20 protein-coding genes are annotated in these 21,303 nt (G+C 67.7%); 2 read left to right on the forward strand and 18 right to left on the reverse strand.

The window, feature by feature from the left end:
* Window positions 1-29: 29 nt before the first annotated feature.
* The 15 genes from lpxB to rpsB form a co-directional block, all read right to left on the reverse strand.
* Window positions 30-1,190 (reverse strand): lipid-A-disaccharide synthase, encoded by a 1,161-nt coding sequence (gene lpxB / locus HZ989_RS11485; protein ID WP_209320959.1) that lies wholly within the window; start codon window positions 1,188-1,190, stop codon window positions 30-32.
* On the reverse strand, window positions 1,187-2,032 hold the full coding sequence (locus HZ989_RS11490; RefSeq protein WP_209320960.1) for an LpxI family protein: 846 nt from the start codon (window positions 2,030-2,032) through the stop codon (window positions 1,187-1,189). Before HZ989_RS11490 ends, lpxB begins: the two co-directional genes overlap by 4 nt.
* On the reverse strand, window positions 2,029-2,814 hold the full coding sequence (gene lpxA / locus HZ989_RS11495) for an acyl-ACP--UDP-N-acetylglucosamine O-acyltransferase (RefSeq protein WP_209320961.1): 786 nt from the start codon (window positions 2,812-2,814) through the stop codon (window positions 2,029-2,031). Before lpxA ends, HZ989_RS11490 begins: the two co-directional genes overlap by 4 nt.
* Window positions 2,811-3,239, reverse strand: a complete 429-nt coding sequence (fabZ, locus tag HZ989_RS11500) for a 3-hydroxyacyl-ACP dehydratase FabZ (protein ID WP_209323112.1) — start codon at window positions 3,237-3,239, stop codon at window positions 2,811-2,813. Before fabZ ends, lpxA begins: the two co-directional genes overlap by 4 nt.
* 57 nt (window positions 3,240-3,296) lie before the next feature.
* Window positions 3,297-4,295, reverse strand: coding sequence for a UDP-3-O-(3-hydroxymyristoyl)glucosamine N-acyltransferase (lpxD, locus tag HZ989_RS11505; protein WP_209323113.1), 999 nt, complete (start codon window positions 4,293-4,295; stop codon window positions 3,297-3,299).
* Window positions 4,296-4,307: 12 nt separating this feature from the next.
* Complete coding sequence (locus HZ989_RS11510; protein ID WP_209320962.1) at window positions 4,308-4,898, reverse strand: OmpH family outer membrane protein; 591 nt, start codon at window positions 4,896-4,898, stop codon at window positions 4,308-4,310.
* 32 nt (window positions 4,899-4,930) lie between these two features.
* On the reverse strand, window positions 4,931-7,402 hold the full coding sequence (gene bamA / locus HZ989_RS11515) for an outer membrane protein assembly factor BamA (RefSeq protein ID WP_209320963.1): 2,472 nt from the start codon (window positions 7,400-7,402) through the stop codon (window positions 4,931-4,933).
* Window positions 7,403-7,431: 29 nt separating this feature from the next.
* A complete protein-coding gene (locus tag HZ989_RS11520; protein WP_209320964.1) occupies window positions 7,432-8,649 on the reverse strand; it encodes an RIP metalloprotease in 1,218 nt (405 codons plus the stop codon).
* A gap of 37 nt (window positions 8,650-8,686) precedes the next feature.
* Complete coding sequence (gene dxr / locus HZ989_RS11525) at window positions 8,687-9,883, reverse strand: 1-deoxy-D-xylulose-5-phosphate reductoisomerase (RefSeq protein WP_209320965.1); 1,197 nt, start codon at window positions 9,881-9,883, stop codon at window positions 8,687-8,689.
* Window positions 9,880-10,704, reverse strand: a complete 825-nt coding sequence (locus HZ989_RS11530; protein ID WP_209320966.1) for a phosphatidate cytidylyltransferase — start codon at window positions 10,702-10,704, stop codon at window positions 9,880-9,882. Before HZ989_RS11530 ends, dxr begins: the two co-directional genes overlap by 4 nt.
* Complete coding sequence (uppS, locus tag HZ989_RS11535) at window positions 10,704-11,459, reverse strand: polyprenyl diphosphate synthase (RefSeq protein WP_209320967.1); 756 nt, start codon at window positions 11,457-11,459, stop codon at window positions 10,704-10,706. The genes HZ989_RS11530 and uppS overlap by 1 nt, the downstream gene beginning before the upstream one ends.
* Window positions 11,460-11,493: 34 nt before the next feature.
* Entirely contained in the window at window positions 11,494-12,051 is a 558-nt protein-coding gene (gene frr / locus HZ989_RS11540) for a ribosome recycling factor (protein WP_209320968.1), read from the reverse strand.
* 26 nt (window positions 12,052-12,077) lie between these two features.
* Entirely contained in the window at window positions 12,078-12,821 is a 744-nt protein-coding gene (pyrH, locus tag HZ989_RS11545; protein WP_209320969.1) for a UMP kinase, read from the reverse strand.
* A gap of 243 nt (window positions 12,822-13,064) precedes the next feature.
* Complete coding sequence (gene tsf / locus HZ989_RS11550; RefSeq protein ID WP_209320970.1) at window positions 13,065-14,009, reverse strand: translation elongation factor Ts; 945 nt, start codon at window positions 14,007-14,009, stop codon at window positions 13,065-13,067.
* Window positions 14,010-14,244: 235 nt separating this feature from the next.
* A complete protein-coding gene (rpsB, locus tag HZ989_RS11555) occupies window positions 14,245-15,126 on the reverse strand; it encodes a 30S ribosomal protein S2 (protein ID WP_209320971.1) in 882 nt (293 codons plus the stop codon).
* Between the two features lie 173 nt (window positions 15,127-15,299).
* Between rpsB and HZ989_RS11560 the strand changes: the two genes are divergently transcribed.
* Window positions 15,300-15,551, forward strand: coding sequence for a hypothetical protein (locus HZ989_RS11560; protein WP_209320972.1), 252 nt, complete (start codon window positions 15,300-15,302; stop codon window positions 15,549-15,551).
* Window positions 15,548-15,763 (forward strand): DUF2283 domain-containing protein, encoded by a 216-nt coding sequence (locus tag HZ989_RS11565; protein ID WP_209320973.1) that lies wholly within the window; start codon window positions 15,548-15,550, stop codon window positions 15,761-15,763. Before HZ989_RS11560 ends, HZ989_RS11565 begins: the two co-directional genes overlap by 4 nt.
* A gap of 96 nt (window positions 15,764-15,859) precedes the next feature.
* Here the strand turns inward: HZ989_RS11565 and dacB are convergent, their stop codons facing one another.
* The 3 genes from dacB to HZ989_RS11580 are packed head-to-tail and all read right to left on the reverse strand — an operon-like array spanning window position 15,860 to window position 21,151.
* A complete protein-coding gene (gene dacB, locus HZ989_RS11570; RefSeq protein ID WP_209320974.1) occupies window positions 15,860-17,344 on the reverse strand; it encodes a D-alanyl-D-alanine carboxypeptidase/D-alanyl-D-alanine-endopeptidase in 1,485 nt (494 codons plus the stop codon).
* On the reverse strand, window positions 17,344-20,805 hold the full coding sequence (gene dnaE / locus HZ989_RS11575; RefSeq protein WP_209320975.1) for a DNA polymerase III subunit alpha: 3,462 nt from the start codon (window positions 20,803-20,805) through the stop codon (window positions 17,344-17,346). The genes dacB and dnaE overlap by 1 nt, the downstream gene beginning before the upstream one ends.
* Window positions 20,798-21,151, reverse strand: coding sequence for a GIY-YIG nuclease family protein (locus HZ989_RS11580; RefSeq protein WP_209320976.1), 354 nt, complete (start codon window positions 21,149-21,151; stop codon window positions 20,798-20,800). Before HZ989_RS11580 ends, dnaE begins: the two co-directional genes overlap by 8 nt.
* Window positions 21,152-21,303 lie beyond the last annotated feature (152 nt).

The raw sequence follows: 21,303 nt of genomic DNA on the forward strand, positions 1-21,303 counted from the left end.
ATCATCCCATCCGTCCCGCGAACGGTGTTCTACAGTCGAAGACCGGGGCGAGCGTCAATCAGGTGCAAGACCGCGTCCGACGCGATCTCGGACGGGTCGCGTCCCTCACGGCCGATCAGGTCCAGGGCGGCAGTCTGGCGGGCGGACTGGTCGGCCCGAACGGCGGGGTCGTCCAGCAGGCGGGACAGCTCGGCCACGAACCGCTCCGGAGTGGCCTCCGCCTGGATCAGCTCCCTGGCGATCTCGGCGTCGGCAGCATGGTTGAACAGGGTGGCGTATTTGCCGGTGAAGAAGGGCTTCATGAGCGCATAGCTGACCGGCGCGAACCGGTAGCCGATGACCATGGGCACGCCCGCCAGCGCCAGCTCGGTCGAGACCGTGCCACTGGTGGCCAGGGCGACGGTGGCAGCCTTCATCGCCGCATACTTGTCCGCCTCGGTCACCAGATGGGCGCGGAACGGCCAGGCGGCGACGCGGGCGGTGACATCGGCCGCGACCGTGCCGGCGGCGACCACGGCGATCTGCAGGTCCGGACGCCCGGCCTTCAGGCGCGCGGCGGCCTGCTCGTAGACATGTGTCATCAGGCGGATCTCGCCGGGGCGGCTGCCCGGCAGGATCAACAGCAGGGGAGCATCGGGCGCGATGCCCCGCGCGGACCGGAAGGCGGCGGGATCGGCCCCGCCCATGTCGATGTGCAGCGCCTGCGATCCGACGACGGTGGTGGGCAGGCCCTCGGCCTCGAACCAGGGCGCGTCGAAGGCGTAGAGGGCCAGCAGGTGATCGACGGCGGCGGCGAGCGTCTTCGCTCTTCCCGGCCGGGAGGCCCAGACCTGGGGGCCGACATATTTGATCAGCTTCACGTCCGGCAGGACGGCGCGAATGGCCCTGGCGACGCGGATGGTGAAGCCCCAGCTGTCGATCAGGACCACAGCATCGGGACGTTCGCGCAGCGCCATGGCCACGGTGTCGGCGACCCGGGCCTTGACCCGGCCATAGGCACGCAACCCTTCCAGCCAGCCCAGGACCGACAGTTCGGCGATGTCGAAGGGGCTGACGATCCCCTGCTCGGCCATGCGTGGACCGCCGACGCCGACCAGAGCGATGCCGGGCTCTCTCGCCCTGAGCGCCGCGGCCAGACCGCCTCCCAGGGCGTCACCCGAGGCCTCCGCCGCGACCAGCATGACCTTCATGGCCGGGGCTCGCCCCAGATGAACAGACCGAGGCGATCTGCTGCATCAATAATTGATTGCCGATCGATCAGAATGAGACGGTCCGCAATCCCGCCTATGCCGGCCAGTCCGGCGGCGGCCGCCATCTCGACCGTGCGAGCGCCGATCACCGGCATGTCGACACGCAGATCCTGAATCGGCTTGGGCGCCTTGCCGAGCGCGCCCTTGCGATCCGTCGCCGAACCCCGCAGGTCGGCGGGCAGGCCCGCGACGCGCGCCAGCATGGCGTCGGTGCCCTCCTGGGCCTCGACCGCCAGCACCAGCCCGTCACAGACGACTGCGCCCTGCCCGATATCAAGTTCTCCTGTCTTTTCTGCGATATGAAGCGCTTTCTTCAAGTCCAGAAATTGCTCTGGAGTCGGCATGACGCGGCCCAGCGCCCCGTCGGGCAGGGTCTCGCCGCCCAGAATATCATCGGCCCCCTCGATGCCGTAGCCCTCGGCCTCGAACACCGACAGGATTTTGCGCAGCAGGGCGTCGTCGCCCTTGGCGGCGGCGGCGATGATGCCGGGCAGGACCGAGGCCCCCTTCAGGTCCGGCTTCAGTCGTTTGAAATCCGGTCGGCTGACGGTGCCGGCCAGACAGACGGCCACACAGCCCTGGTGCTTCAAGGCCTTCAGGATGCCGCCGATCTCGGCCATGCCGAAGGTCGCGCCGGGCCAGCGTTCCAGATGAACGTCGGCAAACCCGTCCAGCCGCACGATGTATAGCGGACGCCCCTCGGCCTCGCAGCGCCTTGCGATGGCATGCGGCAGTTCGCCCCCGCCCGCGATCAGGCCCAGCTTTCCGGTCGCTCCGGTCATTCGCCCGGCAGACAGAGGGGGCGTCTGGCGTCGGCGCGGATGAAGGCGACGATCTCCATGATCTCGGGCAGGTCGGCATAGTCGGCCTCGACGCGGTCCAGCCGGTCGGCGAAGACGCCGGCTCCCTCGAACAGATCCCGGAAGGCGGCCAGCAGCCGGCGGACGGCGTCCTTGCCGTAGCCCTTCCGCTTCAATCCGATCAGGTTCAGCCCATGCAGCCGCGCGTGGTTGCCCCAGGCCGAGCCATAGGGGATGACGTCGCGCGTCACGGCCGCCAGACCGCCGACGATCGCCCCCTGCCCCACCCGGCCGTTCTGGTGCACGGCGCACAGGCCACCGAGGAAGACCCTGTCGCCGATCCTCGCGTGACCGCCCAGCGTCGCCTGGTTGGCCATGACGACGTTGTCGCCGACGACCGCATCGTGTCCGACGTGGGCCCCGGTCATGAACAGGCCGTGGGACCCGACGCGGGTGACGCCGCTGCCCTGCGGCGTGCCGCGGTTGAAGGTGCAGTGCTCGCGGATACTGTTGTCGTGGCCGATCTCCAGCCGGACCGGCTCGCCCCTGTAACCGTTGTGCTGGGGGTCGCCGCCGATGACCGCGAAGGGGTGGATGACGGTGCGGTCGCCGATGCGCGTGTCCTGCTGGACCACGACGTGGCTGACCAGATGGACACCCGGCGCCAGCGAGACGCCCGGCCCGACCGTGCACCAGGGACCGATCACGACGTCGGCGGCGATCTCGGCCGAGGGATCGACGATGGCACTGGGGTGAATGGTCATGTCGCGGGTTGGTCGACCGTGACCACCATGGCCATGAACTCGGCCTCTGCCGCCAGCTTGCCGTCGATGAAGGTCTCGCCCCGGAATTTGTAGGCGTCGCCCCGCGCGCGGGTCACCTTGACCTCCATGCGCAGCTGGTCGCCCGGCCGGGCGGGCTTCCTGAAGCGGACGCCGTCGATCGACATGAACATGATGACCTTGTCGGCCACGGCGACATCCAGGGTCTTGGACATCAGCAGGGCCCCCGTCTGGGCCATGGCCTCCACGATCAGCACCCCCGGCATGACCGGATCGATCGGGAAGTGGCCCGGAAAGAACGGCTCGTTGTGGGTCACGTTCTTGATGCCGACGATCGAGGTCGCGGGCACGAAGGCCTCGGCCCTGTCCACCAGCAGGAAGGGATAGCGATGCGGCAGACGGCGCATCACCTCGGCGTAGTCAATTCGGATGTCGTCGGCGGTCGTCGGATCAGTCACGCGCACTCAGTCCTTCTTGCGGTTCGCCTGTCTGGCAAGCCAGACGGCCTCGCGCAAGAACTGCCGGATCGGTTTGGCGGGATAGCCCGACCAGGTCTCTCCCGCCGGGATGTCGGCCAGCACGCCCGCGCCCCCTGCGACCCGCGCGCCGTCGCCGATCGACAGATGGTCGCCGATCCCAGCCTGGCCCCCGAACATCACATTGTCACCGACGGTGCAGGAGCCGGAAATGCCGGTATGGGCGGCGATCAGACAGTTCCGGCCGATGATGCAGTTGTGCGCGATCTGGACCAGGTTATCGATCTTGGTGTTCTCGCCGACGACGGTGTCGCCATAGGCCCCGCGGTCGATGCAGGTGTTGGCGCCGACGGTCACCCCGTCCTGCAGGATGACGCGGCCCAGCTGGGGAATGTCGACAGGTCCGCCGGCGGCCCCCGCAGCCCCGAAGCCGGCCTCGCCGATCCGCGCCCCGGCGTAGATCTTCACCCGATCGCCGATCAGGGCGAATCCGACCGAAGCTCCCGGACCGATTGCACAGTCACGCCCGATCTGAACGCCGGGGCCGATGACAGTACTGGCCCCGATCCGGCTCCCGCGCCCGATCCGGGCACCACGACCGACGACCACGCCCGGCTCCAGAACGACCGTGTCGTCTTCGCAGACGTCGCTCCCGATGGCGGCCTCCAGCGCAATGGGTCGATGCAGCTGCGCCGCGACCCGGGCCCAGGCGGCCTGGGGTTCTCTCGAGACGATGACCGCCGCCCCGGCGGGTGCCGCCTCGACCGCGGACGGCGGCACGAGGACCACCCCCGCGCCCGAGGCCGACAGGGCCGCGGCGAATTTGCGATCCGCCATGAAGGCGACGCAGGCCGCGTCCGCCTCGGCCAGCGGAGCCACGCGCGACACGGTGGCCCCCGAACGGCGAACGACCTCGCCACCCGTCAGGGCAACGAGGTCGTCGAGGCCGAGCGGTGCCGACGTGGTGAAGAACCGGGCGTCGGGCATCATGCCGAATGCCTACTGAGCCTGTTGGACGGGCACCGGCAGGCGGTTGAAGCTGAGCGTCGGCAGGGCCGCGTTCAGGCGCTCCATGACCGTGTCGGTCACGTCCATGGCGGGGTTGGCGATGAAGACGCTTTCGCGGTCCAGCAGCAGGCCGCAGCCCCGTTCCTGGTACACGGCGACCAGGATCGGCTCGACCTGGGCCGAGATCAGGCGGCGCTGCTCACCCAGGGTGTAACGCAGCTCGTCCTGGCGGGTCTGTTCCAGGGCCTGGGCTTCCTGGATGCGCTGCTGCAGCGCATTGCGGCGCAAGCCGTCCGGATCGGCGGCCTGGCCACCCTGCTGCAGGGCGGTGATTTCGGTCTGGATCGCCGTGCCATAGGGGGCCAGTTCACCCTGAACCTCGGTCGCCAGCTGCTCCATGCGAGCCTGAACGGCCTGACCGACCGTCGACTGGGCCAGCAGGCGCTGGTTGAAATAGACGCAGACGCCGGGGATCACGGGTCCGGGGTTCTGCGGGCCGGCGGTCTGGGCCGAAGCGGCCGAGGGGGCGGCGATGGCGGCGAAGGAGGCCAGGGCGAATGCGCCGAGAGCGAGGAGTTTCATGGGTAACCTTATGGAGGCCGGAACGGCCCGGCTTAAAACTGGGTGGAGGTGGAGAAACGGAAGGTTTCGGTGCGGTCGTAGTCTTCGGAACTGAGGATCTGGGAGAAGTCGAACCGGATCGGACCGACCGGCGCTTTCCAATGCACGCTCAGGCCGACCGAGGCGCGCAACGACAGGTCGTCGGCCACGCAGGCGTCGCCGATGACGGCCCCGTCGCGGCAGGCGCTGGACAGTCCGGTCGTGGCGTTGACCGTATAGCGGTCGTCGAGCACGCCCAGCGTGCCCACGTCGGCAAACAGCGAGGTCTTGATGCCGTACTGTTCGGGCAGGCCGTTCGGCAGGGTCAGCTCGACGCTGCCGACCGCATAGAAGTTGCCGCCCAGGGCGTCGTTTGTGGCCAGGTCGCGCGGGCCCATGCCGGCGTTCTCGAACCCGCGGAAGGTGTTGCCGCCCTTGAAGAAGCGGTCGTTGATGCGGATCGCATCCCCGGCCCAGCCCGACACATAGCCCGCCGAGCCGGTGACGCTGACGATCCAGCTGGGTGTGATGCCGTAGTAGGCCGTCGTTTCGACCTCGGTCTTCACATAGTTCACGTCGCCACCCAGACCGGCAAAGTCCTGGCGCACCGATCCGGTCCAGCCGCGCGTCGGGCGGATGGGATCGTTCCGACGATCCACCAGCAGGGTATAGCCGACCGAGGAGTTCAGCGAGGCGCCGATCTGTTCACACAGGGCCGCTGACCCCTGCCCCCCGCCCGCGCAATAGCCGACGGGCACGATGATCTCGTCGTCCTTGATGAAATAGCGCGTCGCCAGGCGGCTGTAGCCGTTCAGCGGATAGGTCAGACGCAGGCCGGCACCGGTCGAGCGATAGTCGAACGACGACTCCTGCTGGAAGTCGTAACGCGAGTGGAACAGGTCGAAGCCCGCGCCGATGTCGCGACCCAGGAAGCGGGGCTCGGTGAAGCGGAAATCGATCTGCTGACGCAGCGAGCCCCACTCGACCCGGGCCACGACGTTCTGGCCCCGGCCGCGGAAGTTGCGCTCCGAAATCCCCAGGTTGACGACGAAGCTGTCGACCGAGCTGAAGCCGGCGCCGACGGAAAGCTCACCCGTGGGCTGTTCCTCGACGGTGACGTTCACGACCGAGCGGTCGGGGGCGGAGCCGCGCTCCTCCTCGATGGTCACGTCCTTGAAGAAGCCCAGGCCCCGCAGGTTGTTGCGCGAGCGCTCGACCAGGGTGCGGTTGAAGGCGTCGCCTTCGGTCAGCAGCAGTTCGCGACGGATGACCGGGTCGATCGTCCGCGTGTTGCCGATGACGTTGATGCGGTCGACGTAGACGCGCTGGCCCTCGGAGATGTTGAAGGTCACATCGACGGTGTCGGTGTCCGGATTGGCCCGATAGGTCGGGTTGATGTCGACAAAGGCATAGCCGGCCGAACCGGCGGCGAAGGTCAGGGCGTCAACCGAACTTTCGATCTTGTCGCTCTCGTAAAGATCGCCGGACCGGATCGGCAGCAGAAGCTTCAGGAAGTCAGCGTTCAGCCGATCGTTTTCGGTCACTACGTCGATCGTACCGAAGTTGTAGCGGTCCCCCTCGTCCACGGTCAGGGTGATGCCGAAAGCGCTGTCGTCGGGCGTCAGCTCGGCGACGGCCGAGGTGATGCGGAAATCGTAATAACCCCGGTTCGTATAGAATTTGCGCAGCTGCTCGCGGTCGTAGTCCAGGCGGCCGGGGTCGTAGTTGTCGTTCTTGGTGAACAGGCGGAACCAGGCCGATTCCTTGGTGACCATGACCTCCTGCAGCTCGGAATCCGAGAAGGCCTGGTTACCCAGGAAGGTGATGGCCTGCACGCCGGTTTCGGGGCCTTCGTCGATCTCGAAGACGACGTCGACGCGGTTCTGTTCCAGCTGGACCAGCTTGGGCGTGACCGTCGCCGAGATCCGGCCGGACAGACGGTACAGCTCGATCAGCTTGCCCACGTCCTCCTGGACCCGGGCACGGGTGTAGATGCCGCGAGGAGAGATGGTGACCTCCTCCCGCAGCTTGTCTTCCTTGATCGAGCTGTTCCCCTCGAACACCACCTGGTTGATGATGGGGTTCTCGACGATGCGGATGATCAGGTCGCCGTTCTCCTGAAGCCCGATCTGGACGTCGGCGAACAGCTGGGTCCGCGTCAGGGTGCGGATGGCGACGTCCAGGATGACCGGATCGATGGTGTCGCCCGGCTGGATCGGCAGATAGGACAGGACCGTGGTCTGGTCGATCCGCTGGTTGCCCTGCACGAGGATGCGATTGACCACGCCGGTCTCGGTCGGCGGTGCGGTCGCGGCCTGCCCCGTGGCCTGAAGCGCCCCGGACTGGACATTCGGCGCAGGCGGCTGCGTCAGAGCCAACGCCGGACCGGCCGCCATCAGGGCGATCAGGCTGACGGTGGCGACGAAACCGCCCCGCAGAGTTCTGTCGGCCGGGGTGTTGGCGGCGCGCGGGTCGTTCAGGATCATTCGGGAAACCAATAAGGGCTGGCGTCGGCTCACGAGGCGAGCCCGCCCAGGAATTTGAACAGGTTCAACTTCTGCAGGTCGTTCCAGGTCGCGAACAACATCAAACCCGCCAGCAAAGCAAGACCGACCCGATACCCCGCCTCCTGAACACTGGCCGCCACGGGTTTTCTCGCCACAGCCTCATAGGCGTAGAAGACCAGATGACCGCCATCCAGAACCGGGATGGGCAACAGGTTTAGAAAGCCGATTCCGATCGAAAGTATGGCGGCAAAGCTCATCATCGTCAGAAGCAGGTTGATGGCCATGGCCACAGGGTCGGGATTGGCCGCGACTGCGGCGTTCGTCAGGGCTCCCGACGCCTTGGCGATGCCCAGCGGCCCGCTGAGCTGATCGCCGTTCTCGCGGCCCGTGAAGATGCGTCCGAGATAGTTCAGGGTGGTGCCCAGGACGTCACCGGTCTCGCGAACCCCCTGCCCCACCGCCTCGATGGGATTGTAGCGGATCTGGCGGGACTCGGCCGCCGTGGACGACAGCTTCAAGCCGATGGTGCCGACGTTAACCCGGCCTGCGATCGGGTCGTCCTTGGTCGTGCGGGCCGGCGTGGCGACGATCTCGACCGGCTGTCCGGCCCGCTCGACGGTGAAGCGGATGGGATCGCCACTGGACAGGTTGACCTTGCGCAAAACCTCGCCCGCGTCCTCGACCGGCTTGCCGTTCATGTGGGAGATAAGGTCGCCGGTTTGAAACCCGGCCGCCTCGGCGGGTGATCCAGCCAAGACCCCACCCACGCGGGCGGGACGCAGCTCCACGCCGATGAGCGAGAACAGCACTGTGAAGATCACGATGGCCAGGATGAAGTTCGACACCGGCCCGGCGGCGACGATCAGCATACGCTGCCAGATCGGCTTGAAGTGGAAATAGTCGCGCTCGGCCCCGACGCCCTTTTCGGCCACGATCTCGCGCTTCAGCGTATCGAGACCCCGGCTGTCGGGTACGCTGGAGGCATCCATGTCGCCCGAAAACTTCACATAGCCGCCCAGCGGCAGCCAGCCGATGCGCCATTCGATGCCGTGGCGATCGGTGCGGCTGAAGATCGCCCTGCCGAAGCCGATGGCGAACCGGTCGACCTTCACCCCGAAATACCGCGCGACGAGGAAGTGACCCAGTTCGTGAATCGTGACGATGACCGTCAGGACCAGCAGGAACGGCACGACCGTCATCAGGATTTGCGCCAAGGCGTTCAGCATTCGCTCGTCGTCCCCGTTTCCCGTCCGCGAGACGCCATCAGGCGGCGATCGCCATGTCCTGAACGATCCCGACCGCTACACGACGGGCGTCCGCATCGAGGGCCAGGGCCCCGGCGCAGGCGTCGTCATGACCGGAACCCGGCCCCGTCTTCGTCATCCGATCAAGCGTTTCGGCGATGACTGCGGCAATATTGAGAAAGGCCAGACGACGGTCAAGAAAGGCCAGGGCTGCGACCTCGTTCGCGGCATTGAAAATGGTCGGTGCCCCCGCCCCCGCCTCCAGCGCCTCACGCGCCAGTCGCAGGGCCGGAAACCGCTCCGGATCGGGTGCCTCGAACGTCAATTGGCCAAGGGCCGCAAGGTCCAGCCGGGGGGCCGGCCAGGCCAGTCGCTCGGGCCAGGCCAGGGCGCAGGCGATGGGTGTGCGCATGTCCGGCGGCCCCATCTGGGCCAGGGTCGAGCCGTCGATGTATTCGACCAGGCTGTGAATGATCGATTCCGGATGGACGACGACGTCGATCTTTTGGGCCGGCATGCCGAACAGATAGGCCGCCTCGATCATCTCCAGGCCCTTGTTGGCCATGGTGGCGCTGTCGACCGAAATCTTGGCCCCCATGCTCCAGTTGGGGTGGGCCACGGCCTGCTCCGGCGTCATCGCGGCCATCGCCTCGCGCGAGATCGTGCGGAACGGCCCGCCCGAGGCGGTCAGGATCAATCGTGCGACATGGTCCGGCGTCTCGGCCGGAAACACCTGGAAGATGGCGGAATGCTCGGAATCGACCGGGATCAGTCGCCCGCCATGGGCGCGGACCCGCTCGATCAGGCTGGCCCCGCAGCAGACCAGACTTTCCTTGTTGGCGAGGGCGAGCGTCGCCCCGGTCGCCGCCGCCGCCCAGGCGGACTTCAGACCCGCCGCGCCGACAATGGAGGCCATGACCAGATCCGTCGGCCGCGTCGCCGCCTCGATCACCGCCTGCTCGCCCGCAGCGACCGCTATGCCGGTGCCGTCCAGCGCCGCGCGAAGCTCATCCAGCCGTGCCGGGTCGGCCGTCACGGCGATTTCCGGCCGCCAGCGCCGGGCCTGTCCGGCCAGACGCTCGATATTGGCCCCGCCGGTCAGGGCCACGACCTGAAACCCGGCCGATCCCGCCGCCTGGCCATGCTCCATCAGGTCGAGGGTCGAGGTCCCGACCGAACCCGTCGAACCCAGGACGCTCACCCGCCGCCGGATCATGCGCCGCCCTCCAGCAGCAGCACGCCCAGCCGACCGGCCGCGACCACGACAATAGCGAACATCAGCCCGTCCACCCGGTCCAGCAGCCCCCCGTGCCCCGGGATCAACTTGCCCGCATCCTTGACGCCAAAGCGGCGTTTCAGCGCCGATTCCCACAGGTCGCCCGCCATGGTGGCCAGGGCTCCCGCCAGACCCAGCGCACCGCCCCACAGGACGGTCAGCGGCCCCATGTCCAGCCAGGCCGCGATCGTTGCGCCCGCCGCGACACCGGCGAGCAGCCCGCCCAGAAATCCGGACCAGGTCTTGTTCGGGGAAAAGCGGGGCCAGAGTTTCGGACCCCCCAGCAGGCTGCCAACGACATAGGCGGCGATGTCGGAGGCCCAGGTCACCGCCAGCACGAAGACCGTCCAGTGCAGGCCCGAGGCATCGTCCGCCTGACCGTTGCGCAGCCAGATGACCAGCACCGCCGGCCAGCCGAGGTAGAGCACGCCATAGGCGGCATCCAGCGCCTCCTGCCCCCGGGCTCGGGCATACAGGGCCGCAGCGACCGCGCCGAAGACCAGAAGCACCAGAGACAGCGACAGCTGCTGGGCATGAACCGTCAGGATCGCGCACAGCAGGGCCAGAAACACGGCCGCGCCCGTCGCCCGCCAGGCCCTGGGCGCGCTCATCATCGCCCATTCGGCCGACAACAGGGCGGCTGCAGCGACCAGAAGGGCCAGAAACCACGGTCCGCCCAGCCAGGTGGCCAGGCCGGCCGCCGGAGCCAGAACAATGGCGGACGCCGCGCGAAGCCCGATGTCGCGCACCCGAATCGCCATCAGCCGACCGCGAGCGCCGGGGCGACGGACACGGCCCCGAACCGGCGGTCGCGCGCCCGGTACTGCCGGACCGCGTCGGCCAGGCCGTGTGGCCCGTAGTCCGGCCACAGAATGTCCTGATAGATCAGCTCCGCATAGGCGGCCTCCCACAGGAGGAAGTTCGACAGCCGCTGCTCGCCCGAGGTCCGCACGATGGCGTCCACTGGCGGCGCCCCGGCCGTTGACAGGCCTGAGCCCAGCATGTCCTCGTCCAGCGGACCCGTCGCCTGCCCCGCCAGCACGCGATCGACATGGGCCTGGGCCGCATCGACGATGTCGGCCCGGCCGCCGTAGTTGAAGGCCACCTGAAGCAGGAATTTGTCGTTGTGCGCCGTCGTCCGCTCGGCCCGCTCGACGATGGCGTCGATGTCGCTGGGCAGACCGGTGCGGCGCCCCAGAACCCGCACCCGCACACCCTCGCGCGCCAGCCGGTTCAGGTCGCTGGACACATAGGACCGGACCAGACCCATCAGGTCGGACACCTCCTCGACGGGACGGCGCCAGTTCTCGGTCGAAAAGCCGAACACCGTCAGGCATTCGATGCCGAAATCGGGCGCGGCCTGAACGGTGCGCTTCAGCGCCTGCACCCCCTCGCGGTGGCCCATGGCGCGCGGCAGTCCCCGCGCCTGCGCCCAGCGACCGTTTCCGTCCATGATCAGTGCGACATGCCGGGGCCCGATCTCAGAGGCTGGCAGACCGCCGGGTTGGGCCGTCATCGATAATCCGTTCTGTCGAGGTACGAGGACGCCCTCAAACCTGCATGATCTCAACTTCCTTGGTCTTCAAGGTCTCGTCGATACGCTTGATGGCCGCATCGGTGTCCTTCTGGACCTCGGTCTCCATCTTTTTCTGGTCGTCCTGGCTGATCTCGCCCGCCTTCTCGGCCTTCTTCAGGTCGTCGTTGGCGTCGCGGCGCACGTTGCGGACGGCGATCTTCTGCTGTTCGGCGTATTTGCCGGCCAGCTTGGCCAGCTCCCGGCGGCGCTCCTCGGTCAGCGGCGGCACCGGGATGCGCAGGGTCTGGCCGTCGACGATGGGGTTCAGGCCCAGACCCGCCGCGCGGATGGCCTTCTCGACCGGTCCGACCATCGACTTGTCCCAGACGCTGACCGAGATCATGCGCGGCTCGGGCACGCTGATGGCGGCCACGGCATTCAGCGGCGACGAGGAGCCATAGGCCTGGACCTGGACCGGATCCAGCAGGCCCGCGTTGGCGCGACCCGTCCGCAGGCCCTGGAACTCCTCCTTCAGGGAGGACACGGCGCGGTCCATGCGGTCGCGATAGGTCTTCAGGTCGGGCTTGGCCATGTCGGTCTCCTGGTGCGTTTCTTGTATCAGGCCGCTTTGGGGTCTGTGTCGCCGATAACGGTAAAGGTCCCCTTGCCTTTCAGCACCTTGCGCAGGGAGTCTTCCTCGCGGATCGAGAACACCACGATCGGAATCCTCGACTCGCGCATCAGGGCGATGGCGGCGGCGTCCATGACCTTCAGATTCTGGCTCAGAACATCCTGATAGCTCAGGTGGTCATAGCGGGTCGCGGACGGATCCTTCTTGGGATCGGCCGAATAGACGCCGTCCACTGACGTGCCCTTCAGCAGGGCGTCGCAGCCCATTTCGGCGGCGCGGAGCGCGGCGGCCGTATCGGTCGTGAAATAGGGATTGCCGGTCCCCGCGGCGAAGATCACCACGCGGCCCTTTTCCATGTGCCGGACGGCCCGACGGCGGATATAGGGTTCGGCGATCGCGGCCATCGGTATGGCGCTCTGCACGCGGGTCTGGATGCCGATCTTCTCGAGCGCGTTCTGCATGGCCAGGGCGTTCATCACCGTCGCCAGCATGCCCATATAGTCGGCGCTGGCCCGCTCCATCCCGGCGGCTGCGGTCGACAGGCCCCGAAAGATGTTGCCGCCGCCGATCACCAGACAGATCTGCGTCCCGCCCGTGGCCACCTTGGCGATAGCGGCGGCCACGGTGTCGACCGTGTCCATGTCGATGCCATAGCCCTGATTGCCCATCAGGACCTCGCCCGACACCTTCAGCAGCACCTTCTTGTATTTCGGGGCACTGTCAGCGGGCATGGGGGTCTCGTCCGGCGGGAATCGTCGGTGTCTTATAGACGAAGGGCGCGCTTGGCTTCGACTCAAGAATCTCCCTCCCCCTCGGGGGAGGGTGGTCGTAGCGAAGCGAAGACCGGGTGGGAACGGCCGGCGACCCATCGTGCGGCCTTGCCTTGTCGCCCCCACCCGATCGCTTCGCGATCTGTGCGGAGCCGATCGTATACGATCGGCCCGCGCCCCCGAGGGGGAGGGAAAACAGCGTCCTTAAGCTTGCGGAGCCATCATCGAGGCGACTTCGGCGGCGAAGTCCGGGCCCTCGACCTTCTCCACGCCCTCGCCCAGGGCCAGGCGGACGAAGCCGGCCAGGTGCAGGCCGGGCGCGCCCAGTTCCTTGCCCGCGTCGGCGACCAGCTGCTCGATGGTCACGTCGGGGTTCATGACGAACGGCTGCTTGGTCAGCACCACGTCCTTCTGGAACTTGTTGATCTGGCCCTCGACAATCTTGGCGATCATGGCCTCGGGACGGCCTTCTTCCTTGGCCTTTTCGGTCAGGACCTGACGCTCCTTCTCGACGGCGGCCGGGTCCAGGTCATCGGTGTTCAGCGACAGCGGCGCGGTCGCCGCGACATGCATGGCGATCTTGCGGCCCAGCTCGCGCAGGGCGGCCTTGTCGCCACCGCCGTGCAGGGCGACCAGAACGCCGATTCGGCCGAGGCCCGGAGCCACGGCATTGTGGACGTAGGAGGCGACGACGCCCTCATCGACCGACAGGCGGGCGGCGCGACGCAGCTGCATGTTCTCGCCGATGGTCGCGATCATGTTGGTGACCTCGGCCTGGATGGTGTTGCCGTTTTCCAGCTCGGCACCGTGCAGGGCCTCCACCGTGTGATGGTCCAGCCCCTTCTGGGCAAAGGCCTTGGCGGCGTTCTGGAACAGCTCGTTGCGGGCCACGAAGTCCGTTTCCGAGTTGAACTCGATGGCGGCGCCGACTTCGCCCTTGCCGTCTTCCTTCGAGGCGACGGCCACCAGGCCCTCGGCGGCGACGCGGTCGGCCTTCTTGGCGGCCTTGGACAGGCCCTTGGCACGCAGCCAGTCGATCGCGGCGTTGATGTCGCCGTCGGTTTCCTGGAGCGCCTTCTTGCAGTCCATCATGCCCACGCCGGACTTGGCGCGAAGGTCCATGACGAGGGCGGCGGTGATCTCGGCCATTGCTGGTCTCCTGAGTCTTGAATGCGTGAGCGGCCGGGGGATTACCCCGGCCTGATGTCAGTTTCTCGACAGGTCAAATCCGCTCTTATCCCTCCCCCTCGGGGGAGGGTGGTCGAAGCGAAGCGAAGACCGGGTGGGGAGGGCAAGGCAGATCAGACTCAGATCGCCTGCTCATCGCCTTGCCGCCCCCACCCGGCGCTGCGCGCCTGCCCTCCCCCGCGGGGGAGGGAAAAGATCAGGCTTCGGTCTCTTCGGTCTCGGCGGCAGGCGCTTCGGCGACGACCTCTTCGCCCGAAGCGGCCAGCAGTTCCTCGGCGACGGCCTCGGTCCCGGCAGGCGCTGCGTCCGCATCGACCGGAGCCGAGGCCTCGGCCAGCATCGGCTCGACGGGGTTTTCCATCGCGCCCAGATCGACACCCGAGTGCGCGGCACCGGCGGCCAGACCGTCCAGGACGGCGTCGGCGATCAGGTCGCAATAGGTCTGGATGGCGCGCGCAGCGTCGTCATTGCCCGGGATCGGATAGGTGATGCCGTCGGGATCGGAGTTGGTGTCCAGGATCGCGATGATCGGGATGTTCAGCTTGCGGGCTTCGAGGATCGCGATCGCTTCCTTGTTCGTGTCGATCACGAACATGATGTCGGGGATCGAGCCCATGTCGCGGATGCCGCCCAGCGACAGTTCCAGCTTTTCCTTCTCGCGGGCCAGGTTGACCAGTTCCTTCTTGACCCGGCCTTCGCCGCCGCGCTCCAGGATGCCTTCCAGCTCGCGCAGACGCGCGATGGAGCCCGAAACGGTCTTCCAGTTGGTCAGGGTGCCGCCGAGCCAGCGATTGTTCATATAGTACTGGGCGCAGCGCTTGGCGGCCTCGGCGACCGGCTCGGCGGCCTGGCGCTTGGTGCCGACGAACAGGACGCGTCCACCTTTCGCAGCGACTTCGCGCACGGCCACCAGAGCCTGGTGAAACAGCGGCATCGTCTGCGACAGGTCGATGATGTGGATGTTGGAGCGCGAGCCGAAGATGTAGCGCTCCATCTTCGGGTTCCACCGGTGCGTCTGGTGGCCGAAGTGGGCACCGGCTTCGAGCAGGGTGCGCATGGAGAAGTCTGGCAGAGCCATTGGGAAAGTCCTTTTTCCGATTATTCCGCCGCAGACGGTGAAAGGACCAGATGATCCCTCGGAACGGAGCGTCCGGGATGTCTCCCCGAACACGCCACGCCTGCGTGTGAAGTGGGCGGGCTGATAGACCCCGGGCCCCGAAAATGCAAGCTTCGGTTTCGGGAGACGCGGGATTGAAGACGACGCGATACTTCGAGGAACAGGTGCTGCGGAAACGGCCCCATATCCAGCGAGACTGGTGCGAGGCGGTTGCCGCCAACCCGCTCAGGCGCGAAATTCAGGAGGACGGTCGCATCCGGTGTTGGGGCGAAGTCGTCGTGCCCGGCGAGACGTCGCCGAGGGCGCTTCGCGTCGTTCTTCTCGAATACGGTGTTACGGTGCATGATGCCTTCCTGGATCGGAACTTCCGAAAGGCTGGATCGTGAAGCTGCACTATTATCCCGAGACGGACAGCCTCTACATCGAATTGAAGTCCACACCGGGTGTCGAAACGCGGGAGGTGGCGACCGGCCTGAACGCTGACATCGACGAAGACGGGACCGTGGTCGGCATCGATATCGACCGCGCGTCCACGAAACTCGATCTGACCACGATCGAGACGAGCTCCCTTCCCCTGAACGCGCCCCGAGCCGCCTGACGGACCTCATCGACGTCGGCGGGGGCCGCCGCGTTCAGGGTGTCGACCAGGCCCTGACGGCGCTCGTCCGGGGCAGTGGGCATCGGCGCGTCCGCTTCAGTTCTCCGCCGCCAGCGCCAGCACGGCGCGGTCCATGACGTCCAGCGCCGACCCCGCCGACGAGGGCCGGTCGTTGGCATAGATCGCGAACACCAGCATCCGCCCGCTGGCGGCCGTCAGGAAACCGGCCAGGGCGTTGACGCCATTCAGGGTGCCGGTCTTGGCGAACACCTTGCCCTCCAGCGGCGTCCCCACGAACCGCCGCGACAGGGTGCCGTTCCGTCCGCCGACCGGCAGGGTCGCCCGCCACGCCTCGCCCCAGGGCTGGTCCATCGTCCACAGCAGGAAGGTCGTCACCGCCCGGGGACTGATGCGATTGTAGGCCGACAGGCCGGACCCGTCGTAGAGGTCGAAGGCCTCGCGCGGGACGCCCGCCGTGGCCATCATCGCTTCGATCCGGGCCAGGCCGTCGGCACGCGCCCCCGTGCCGTCCAGCCGACCCAGCCGATGCAGCATCAGTTCGGCATGCAGGTTCTGGCTGAACCTGGCCGTGCGGGTCAGGGTGGTCAGCAGCGGCGGCCGCGCCAGACGCGCCACCTCCACCCCGTCCATCCCGGAAACCGGGGCGACGGCGTCGGTCAGCGTCGGTGGCCGATGGCGCGCCCTCACCTCACCCTCGACCGTCACGCCGCGCGCCTCCAGCAGACGCCGGAACCGGCGCGCCGCCGTCAGGGCCGGATCGTCCAGCCCGACCCGTAAACGCGCCGGTGCCGCTCCCACCGGCATCCGGCCGTAAAGGCGCACGCCCTCCTGACCCGGCCGGCGTTCCAGCCTCAGATCGGCCTCGCCGTCCGCGACGGTGACCGCCTCCGTCTCCAGCGGCTGAAGGTCGTCCCCGTCCCGCCAGGTCGCCCGAACCGGCACGCCGACCGTCGCTCCCGGCATGACCTCCAGCACCACGATATTGTCGTTGACCGTCAGGGCTGACACCGCCGCCCCGAACGATTCCTGCATGTCCTCCCAGCTCCAGCCGGGGCCCCACCGCGTGTCGGGGAACAGCCGGTCGTCGCCGATGACGTCTCCGACCCGCCGGACCCGCGCGGCCGTCGCATCGGCGAGCTCCGACAGGCAGTCGGCGACGCAGCCCGGTCCGTCGCCCAGTTGCGCGTCCCCGGCACCGACCAGCACCGCATCGGCCGCGCCGCCGTCCGGACGGTCTTCGAGGCGAACCGAGGTTCCATCGGCCGGATCCGGCGCATCCAGATCGTCCAGCAGGGCGAAGGCGGCGGCCGTGGTGAAAATCTTTGTGGTCGACGCGGGAATGAAGCGCTGGTCCGCGTTCCGCGCCACCACGGCTTCGCCCTCCGCCGTGACGGCCAGCAGACCCCAGCGCGTGCCCGACTGTCCCGGGTCGTCCAGAACAGCCCGAACGGCCGGGGGTTCCGCTCCGGCAAGTCCACCCGAGGAGGCGCAGCCGCCCGCTGACACCGTCAGGGCCGCGACCAGCGACCACAGGGCCACCGGCAAGGCGGCCCGGCGCATCAGGAGTCTTCCAGCATCAACACGCCGGGGGCCGACTTCAGCGCGCCCCGCAGCGCCCCGTCCAGACGATAGCGGCCGGGCAGCCGCATCTCGACCTCGCGGCGTCCGTCCAGCGAGGCGATCAGGGTGATCTCGCCCCCCTTGCCCCCGGCACCGGGCTGGGCCACCGCCCGCGCCAGCCGCGCCTCGATGGCGGTCGGATCGGTCGTGCGGGCCGACACATGCACCCGCAGCCCCACCGCGGCATCGTCCACCAGCGTCTCCAGCCGCGAACAGTCGTCGCCGAAGAAGCGGACCTCCCCGTCCGACGCCTTGGCCCGCACCCGCACCATCAGGGCCGAACCGACCTCCAGCAGGTCGCGGCATTTCCGCAGCTGTTCGGGCGGGAACAGGCATTCGAACTCGCCCGTCGGGTCCGAAAAGGTGACGAAGGCGAATTTCTCGCCATTCCTGGCGCTGGCCCGCTCCTGACGCCGACGCACGACCCCGGCCATCATGAAGGCGTCGTGACCCTGCTCCACGCGCTGCACCGCCTCGGCGACGAAGGTCACGCGCTTGCGTCGCAGCGCCCCCTCCATGTCCTCCAGCGGGTGGCCGGACAGGTAGAAGCCGACCGCCGACAGCTCCTGATCCAGCCGTTCCGGCCCGACCCAGGGCTCCACGGCCTTCAGCCGGGGACGCGACGCCCCCGCCTGATCGGCCCCGAACAGCGACACCTGCGACGAGGTCCGGTCCGCCGCCACGCTCTGGCAATAGGCCATCAGGGTATCGGCCTGTTCGAACAGCTGGCGGCGGTTCGGATGGAGGGAATCGAACGCTCCCGATTTGGCCAGTCCCTCCAGCGCCCGCTTGTTGACCGCGCGCGGATCGACCCGCTCCAGGAAGTCGAAGATGTCGACGAAGCGACCGCCGGTCTCGCGCACCTCGACGACATGCTTCATCGCCTCCAGGCCCACATTGCGGATGGCCCCCAGCGCATAGAGCACCGCCCCGGTCCCCTCGTCCCACGCCACGTCGAAGTCGGCCGAGGATGTATTCACGTCGGGCGCCCTCACGGGCACGCCGAACTTCCTCGCATCCTGATAGAAGACCGCCAGCTTGTCGGTGTTCGACAGATCGAGGCTCATCGAGGCGGCGAAGAACTCCACCGGATGGTTCGCCTTCAGCCAGCCGGTCTGGTAGCTGATCAGCGCATAGGCCGCCGCGTGCGACTTGTTGAAGCCATAGCCGGCGAACTTGGCCACCAGTTCGAAGATGGAGTCGGACTGCTGTTCCGGGACGGACTTCTCGGACGCGCCCTTGATGAAGCGCGCCTTCTGGAAATCCATCTCCTCCTTCTTCTTCTTGCCCATGGCGCGGCGCAGAAGGTCGGCCTCGCCCAGGCTGTAGCCCGCCAGGATCTGGGCGATCTTCATCACCTGTTCCTGGTAGATGATGACGCCATAGGTCTCCGACAGCGTCTCCTTCAGGCTGGGATGCAGATAGTCGACCTCGGCCCGACCGAATTTGCGGTCGATATAGGTGTCGATCATCTCCATCGGCCCGGGGCGATACAGCGAGATCAGCGCCGTGATCTCCTCGATGGAGCCGCAGCGCATCTTGCGCAGGGTGTCGCGCATCCCCTGCGATTCCAGCTGGAACACCCCGACCGTCTGGCCCGAGGCCATCAGCTCATAGGTCTTGCCGTCATCCAGCGGCAGCAGGTTGAAGTCCTGCGCCGCCCCGCGCCGGGCCAGGTATCCGTGCGCCCGGTCCAGCACCGTCAGGGTCTTCAGGCCCAGAAAGTCGAACTTCACCAGCCCGGCCGGCTCGACCCATTTCATGTTGAACTGGGTGGCCGGAATGTCGGACCGCGGGTCCTGATACAGGGGCGTCAGCTCGACCAGGGGCCGGTCGCCGATGACGATGCCCGCCGCATGGGTCGAGGCATTGCGGTACAGCCCCTCCAGCTCCAGAGCGGTCTCCAGCAGGCTCGCCACCGCCGGGTCGGCATCGCGCGCCTCGCGCAGACGCGGCTCGATCTCGATCGCCTGGGCCAGGCTCGTGGGATTGGCCGGATTGTTGGGGATCATCTTGGCCAGGCGATCCACCTGTCCCAGCGGCATCTGCAGCACCCGGCCGACGTCGCGCAGCACGGCCCGCGCCTGCAGCGTGCCGAAGGTGATGATCTGGGCGACGCGGTCCTTGCCGTAGCGCTCCTGGACATAGGTGATCACCTCCTCCCGCCGCTCCTGGCAGAAATCGATGTCGAAGTCGGGCATGGAGACCCGCTCGGGATTCAGGAACCGCTCGAACAGCAGGCCGAACCGCAAGGGATCCAGATCGGTGATGGTCAGGGCCCAGGCGACCAGCGACCCGGCCCCGGAACCCCGCCCCGGCCCGACGGGAATCCCGTGCGCCTTGGCCCATTTGATGAAGTCCGACACGATCAGGAAATAGCCGGGGAACCCCATCTGGGTGATGATCCCGACCTCCCACTCCAGCCGGGTCCAGTAGTCGGCCTCGGGGGCCGAGGGCGTCACCCGCTTCAGCCGCGCCTTCAGCCCCTCGCGCGCCTGATGCATCAGCTCTTCGGGCTCGGTCCGGCCGTCGCCGGCGTCGAAGCGCGGCAGGATCGGCGGGTGGGTCGTGACCAGAAAGGCGCAGCGGCGCGCGATCTCGATCGTGCTGTCACAGGCTTCGGGCAGGTCGGCGAACAGGGTCCGCATCTCCGCCGCCGTCTTGAAGAAATGCTCCGGACTGATCCGTCTGCGGTCCTCCTGACCGGTGAAGGCGCCGTCGGCGATGCACAGCAGGGCGTCGTGCGACCGGGCCTGGTTCTGCCGGGCGTAGTGGACGTCGTTGGTCGCCACCAGCGGGACGTCCTGGCCATAGGCCCAGTCGACCAGACCCCGCTCCGCCGCCGCCTCGTCCGGCCGTCCATGCCGTTGCAGCTCGACGTAGAAGCGGTCGCCGAACGCCCCGGCCATCGCCGCCAGCGCCCTTGCCCCCTCGGCCGGCTTGTTCTGGACGAACAGGGGATCGACCGGACCGTCCGGACCGCCCGACAGCAGGATCAGCCCCGCCGACCGGGCCACGACCTGCTCCCAGGTCACGTGCGGCTCCTCGTCACGGGCGTCCAGATAGGCCGAGGACGACAGGGCGCACAGGTTCCGCCACCCCGTCTCGTCCTGGCAGATCAGAACCACGGTCGGCACCTTGGCCCAGCGTTCGGCCCGCTTGCCGCCGATGCCGGTCACCGGCAGGGCGCAGGCGATCAGCGGCTGGACTCCCACCGCCTTGGCGGCTTCGGAAAACTCCAGCGCCCCGAACAGATTGACCCGGTCCGCGACGCCGACCGCCGGCATCCCTGCGTCCGCCGCCAGCCTCCCGACCTTGCCCGCCTTGATCGCGCCCTCCAGCAGCGAATAGGCCGAGCGGACCCTCAGATGGACGAAACCGTTCCCGCCGAGCTCAGCCATTTTCGCTTCCGCTCATCCCCGCGGACGCGGGGATCCAGTCCTTGGCATCCGTAAGCCCCTGGAGGCGAAACTCATCATGCAGATCGCGCCACGCCGGATTGGCCGTCTCGATCAGCTCCAGCTTCCAGACGCGATTCCATTTCTTGATCTGCCGTTCGCGCCGGAACGCCGCGTCCCGGCTTTCGTGGACTTCATACCAGACCAGATGATCCACATCGTGCCTCGCCGTGAAACCCCCGAACGTCTTGCTCTTGTGTTGAAACACCCGCGCCGTCAGGTCATCGGTCGACCCGGTGTAGAGGGTTCCGTTTCTCCCGCTGGCCACGATGTAGGTGAAAAAGGCCATCGTTCGGGGTTCGCGGCTCTCACTGGGTCCCCGCTTTCGCGGGGATGAGCGGAAAGGGAATCAGGTTCGGCGACTCATCTCGCCAGCAGGGCGACCTGCCAGACCATCCAGACAAAGCCGCCGCACGATGCAAGCGACAGAGTTTCCCGAAC

The organism is Brevundimonas sp. AJA228-03, from assembly GCF_017795885.1.
Lineage (GTDB): Bacteria > Pseudomonadota > Alphaproteobacteria > Caulobacterales > Caulobacteraceae > Brevundimonas.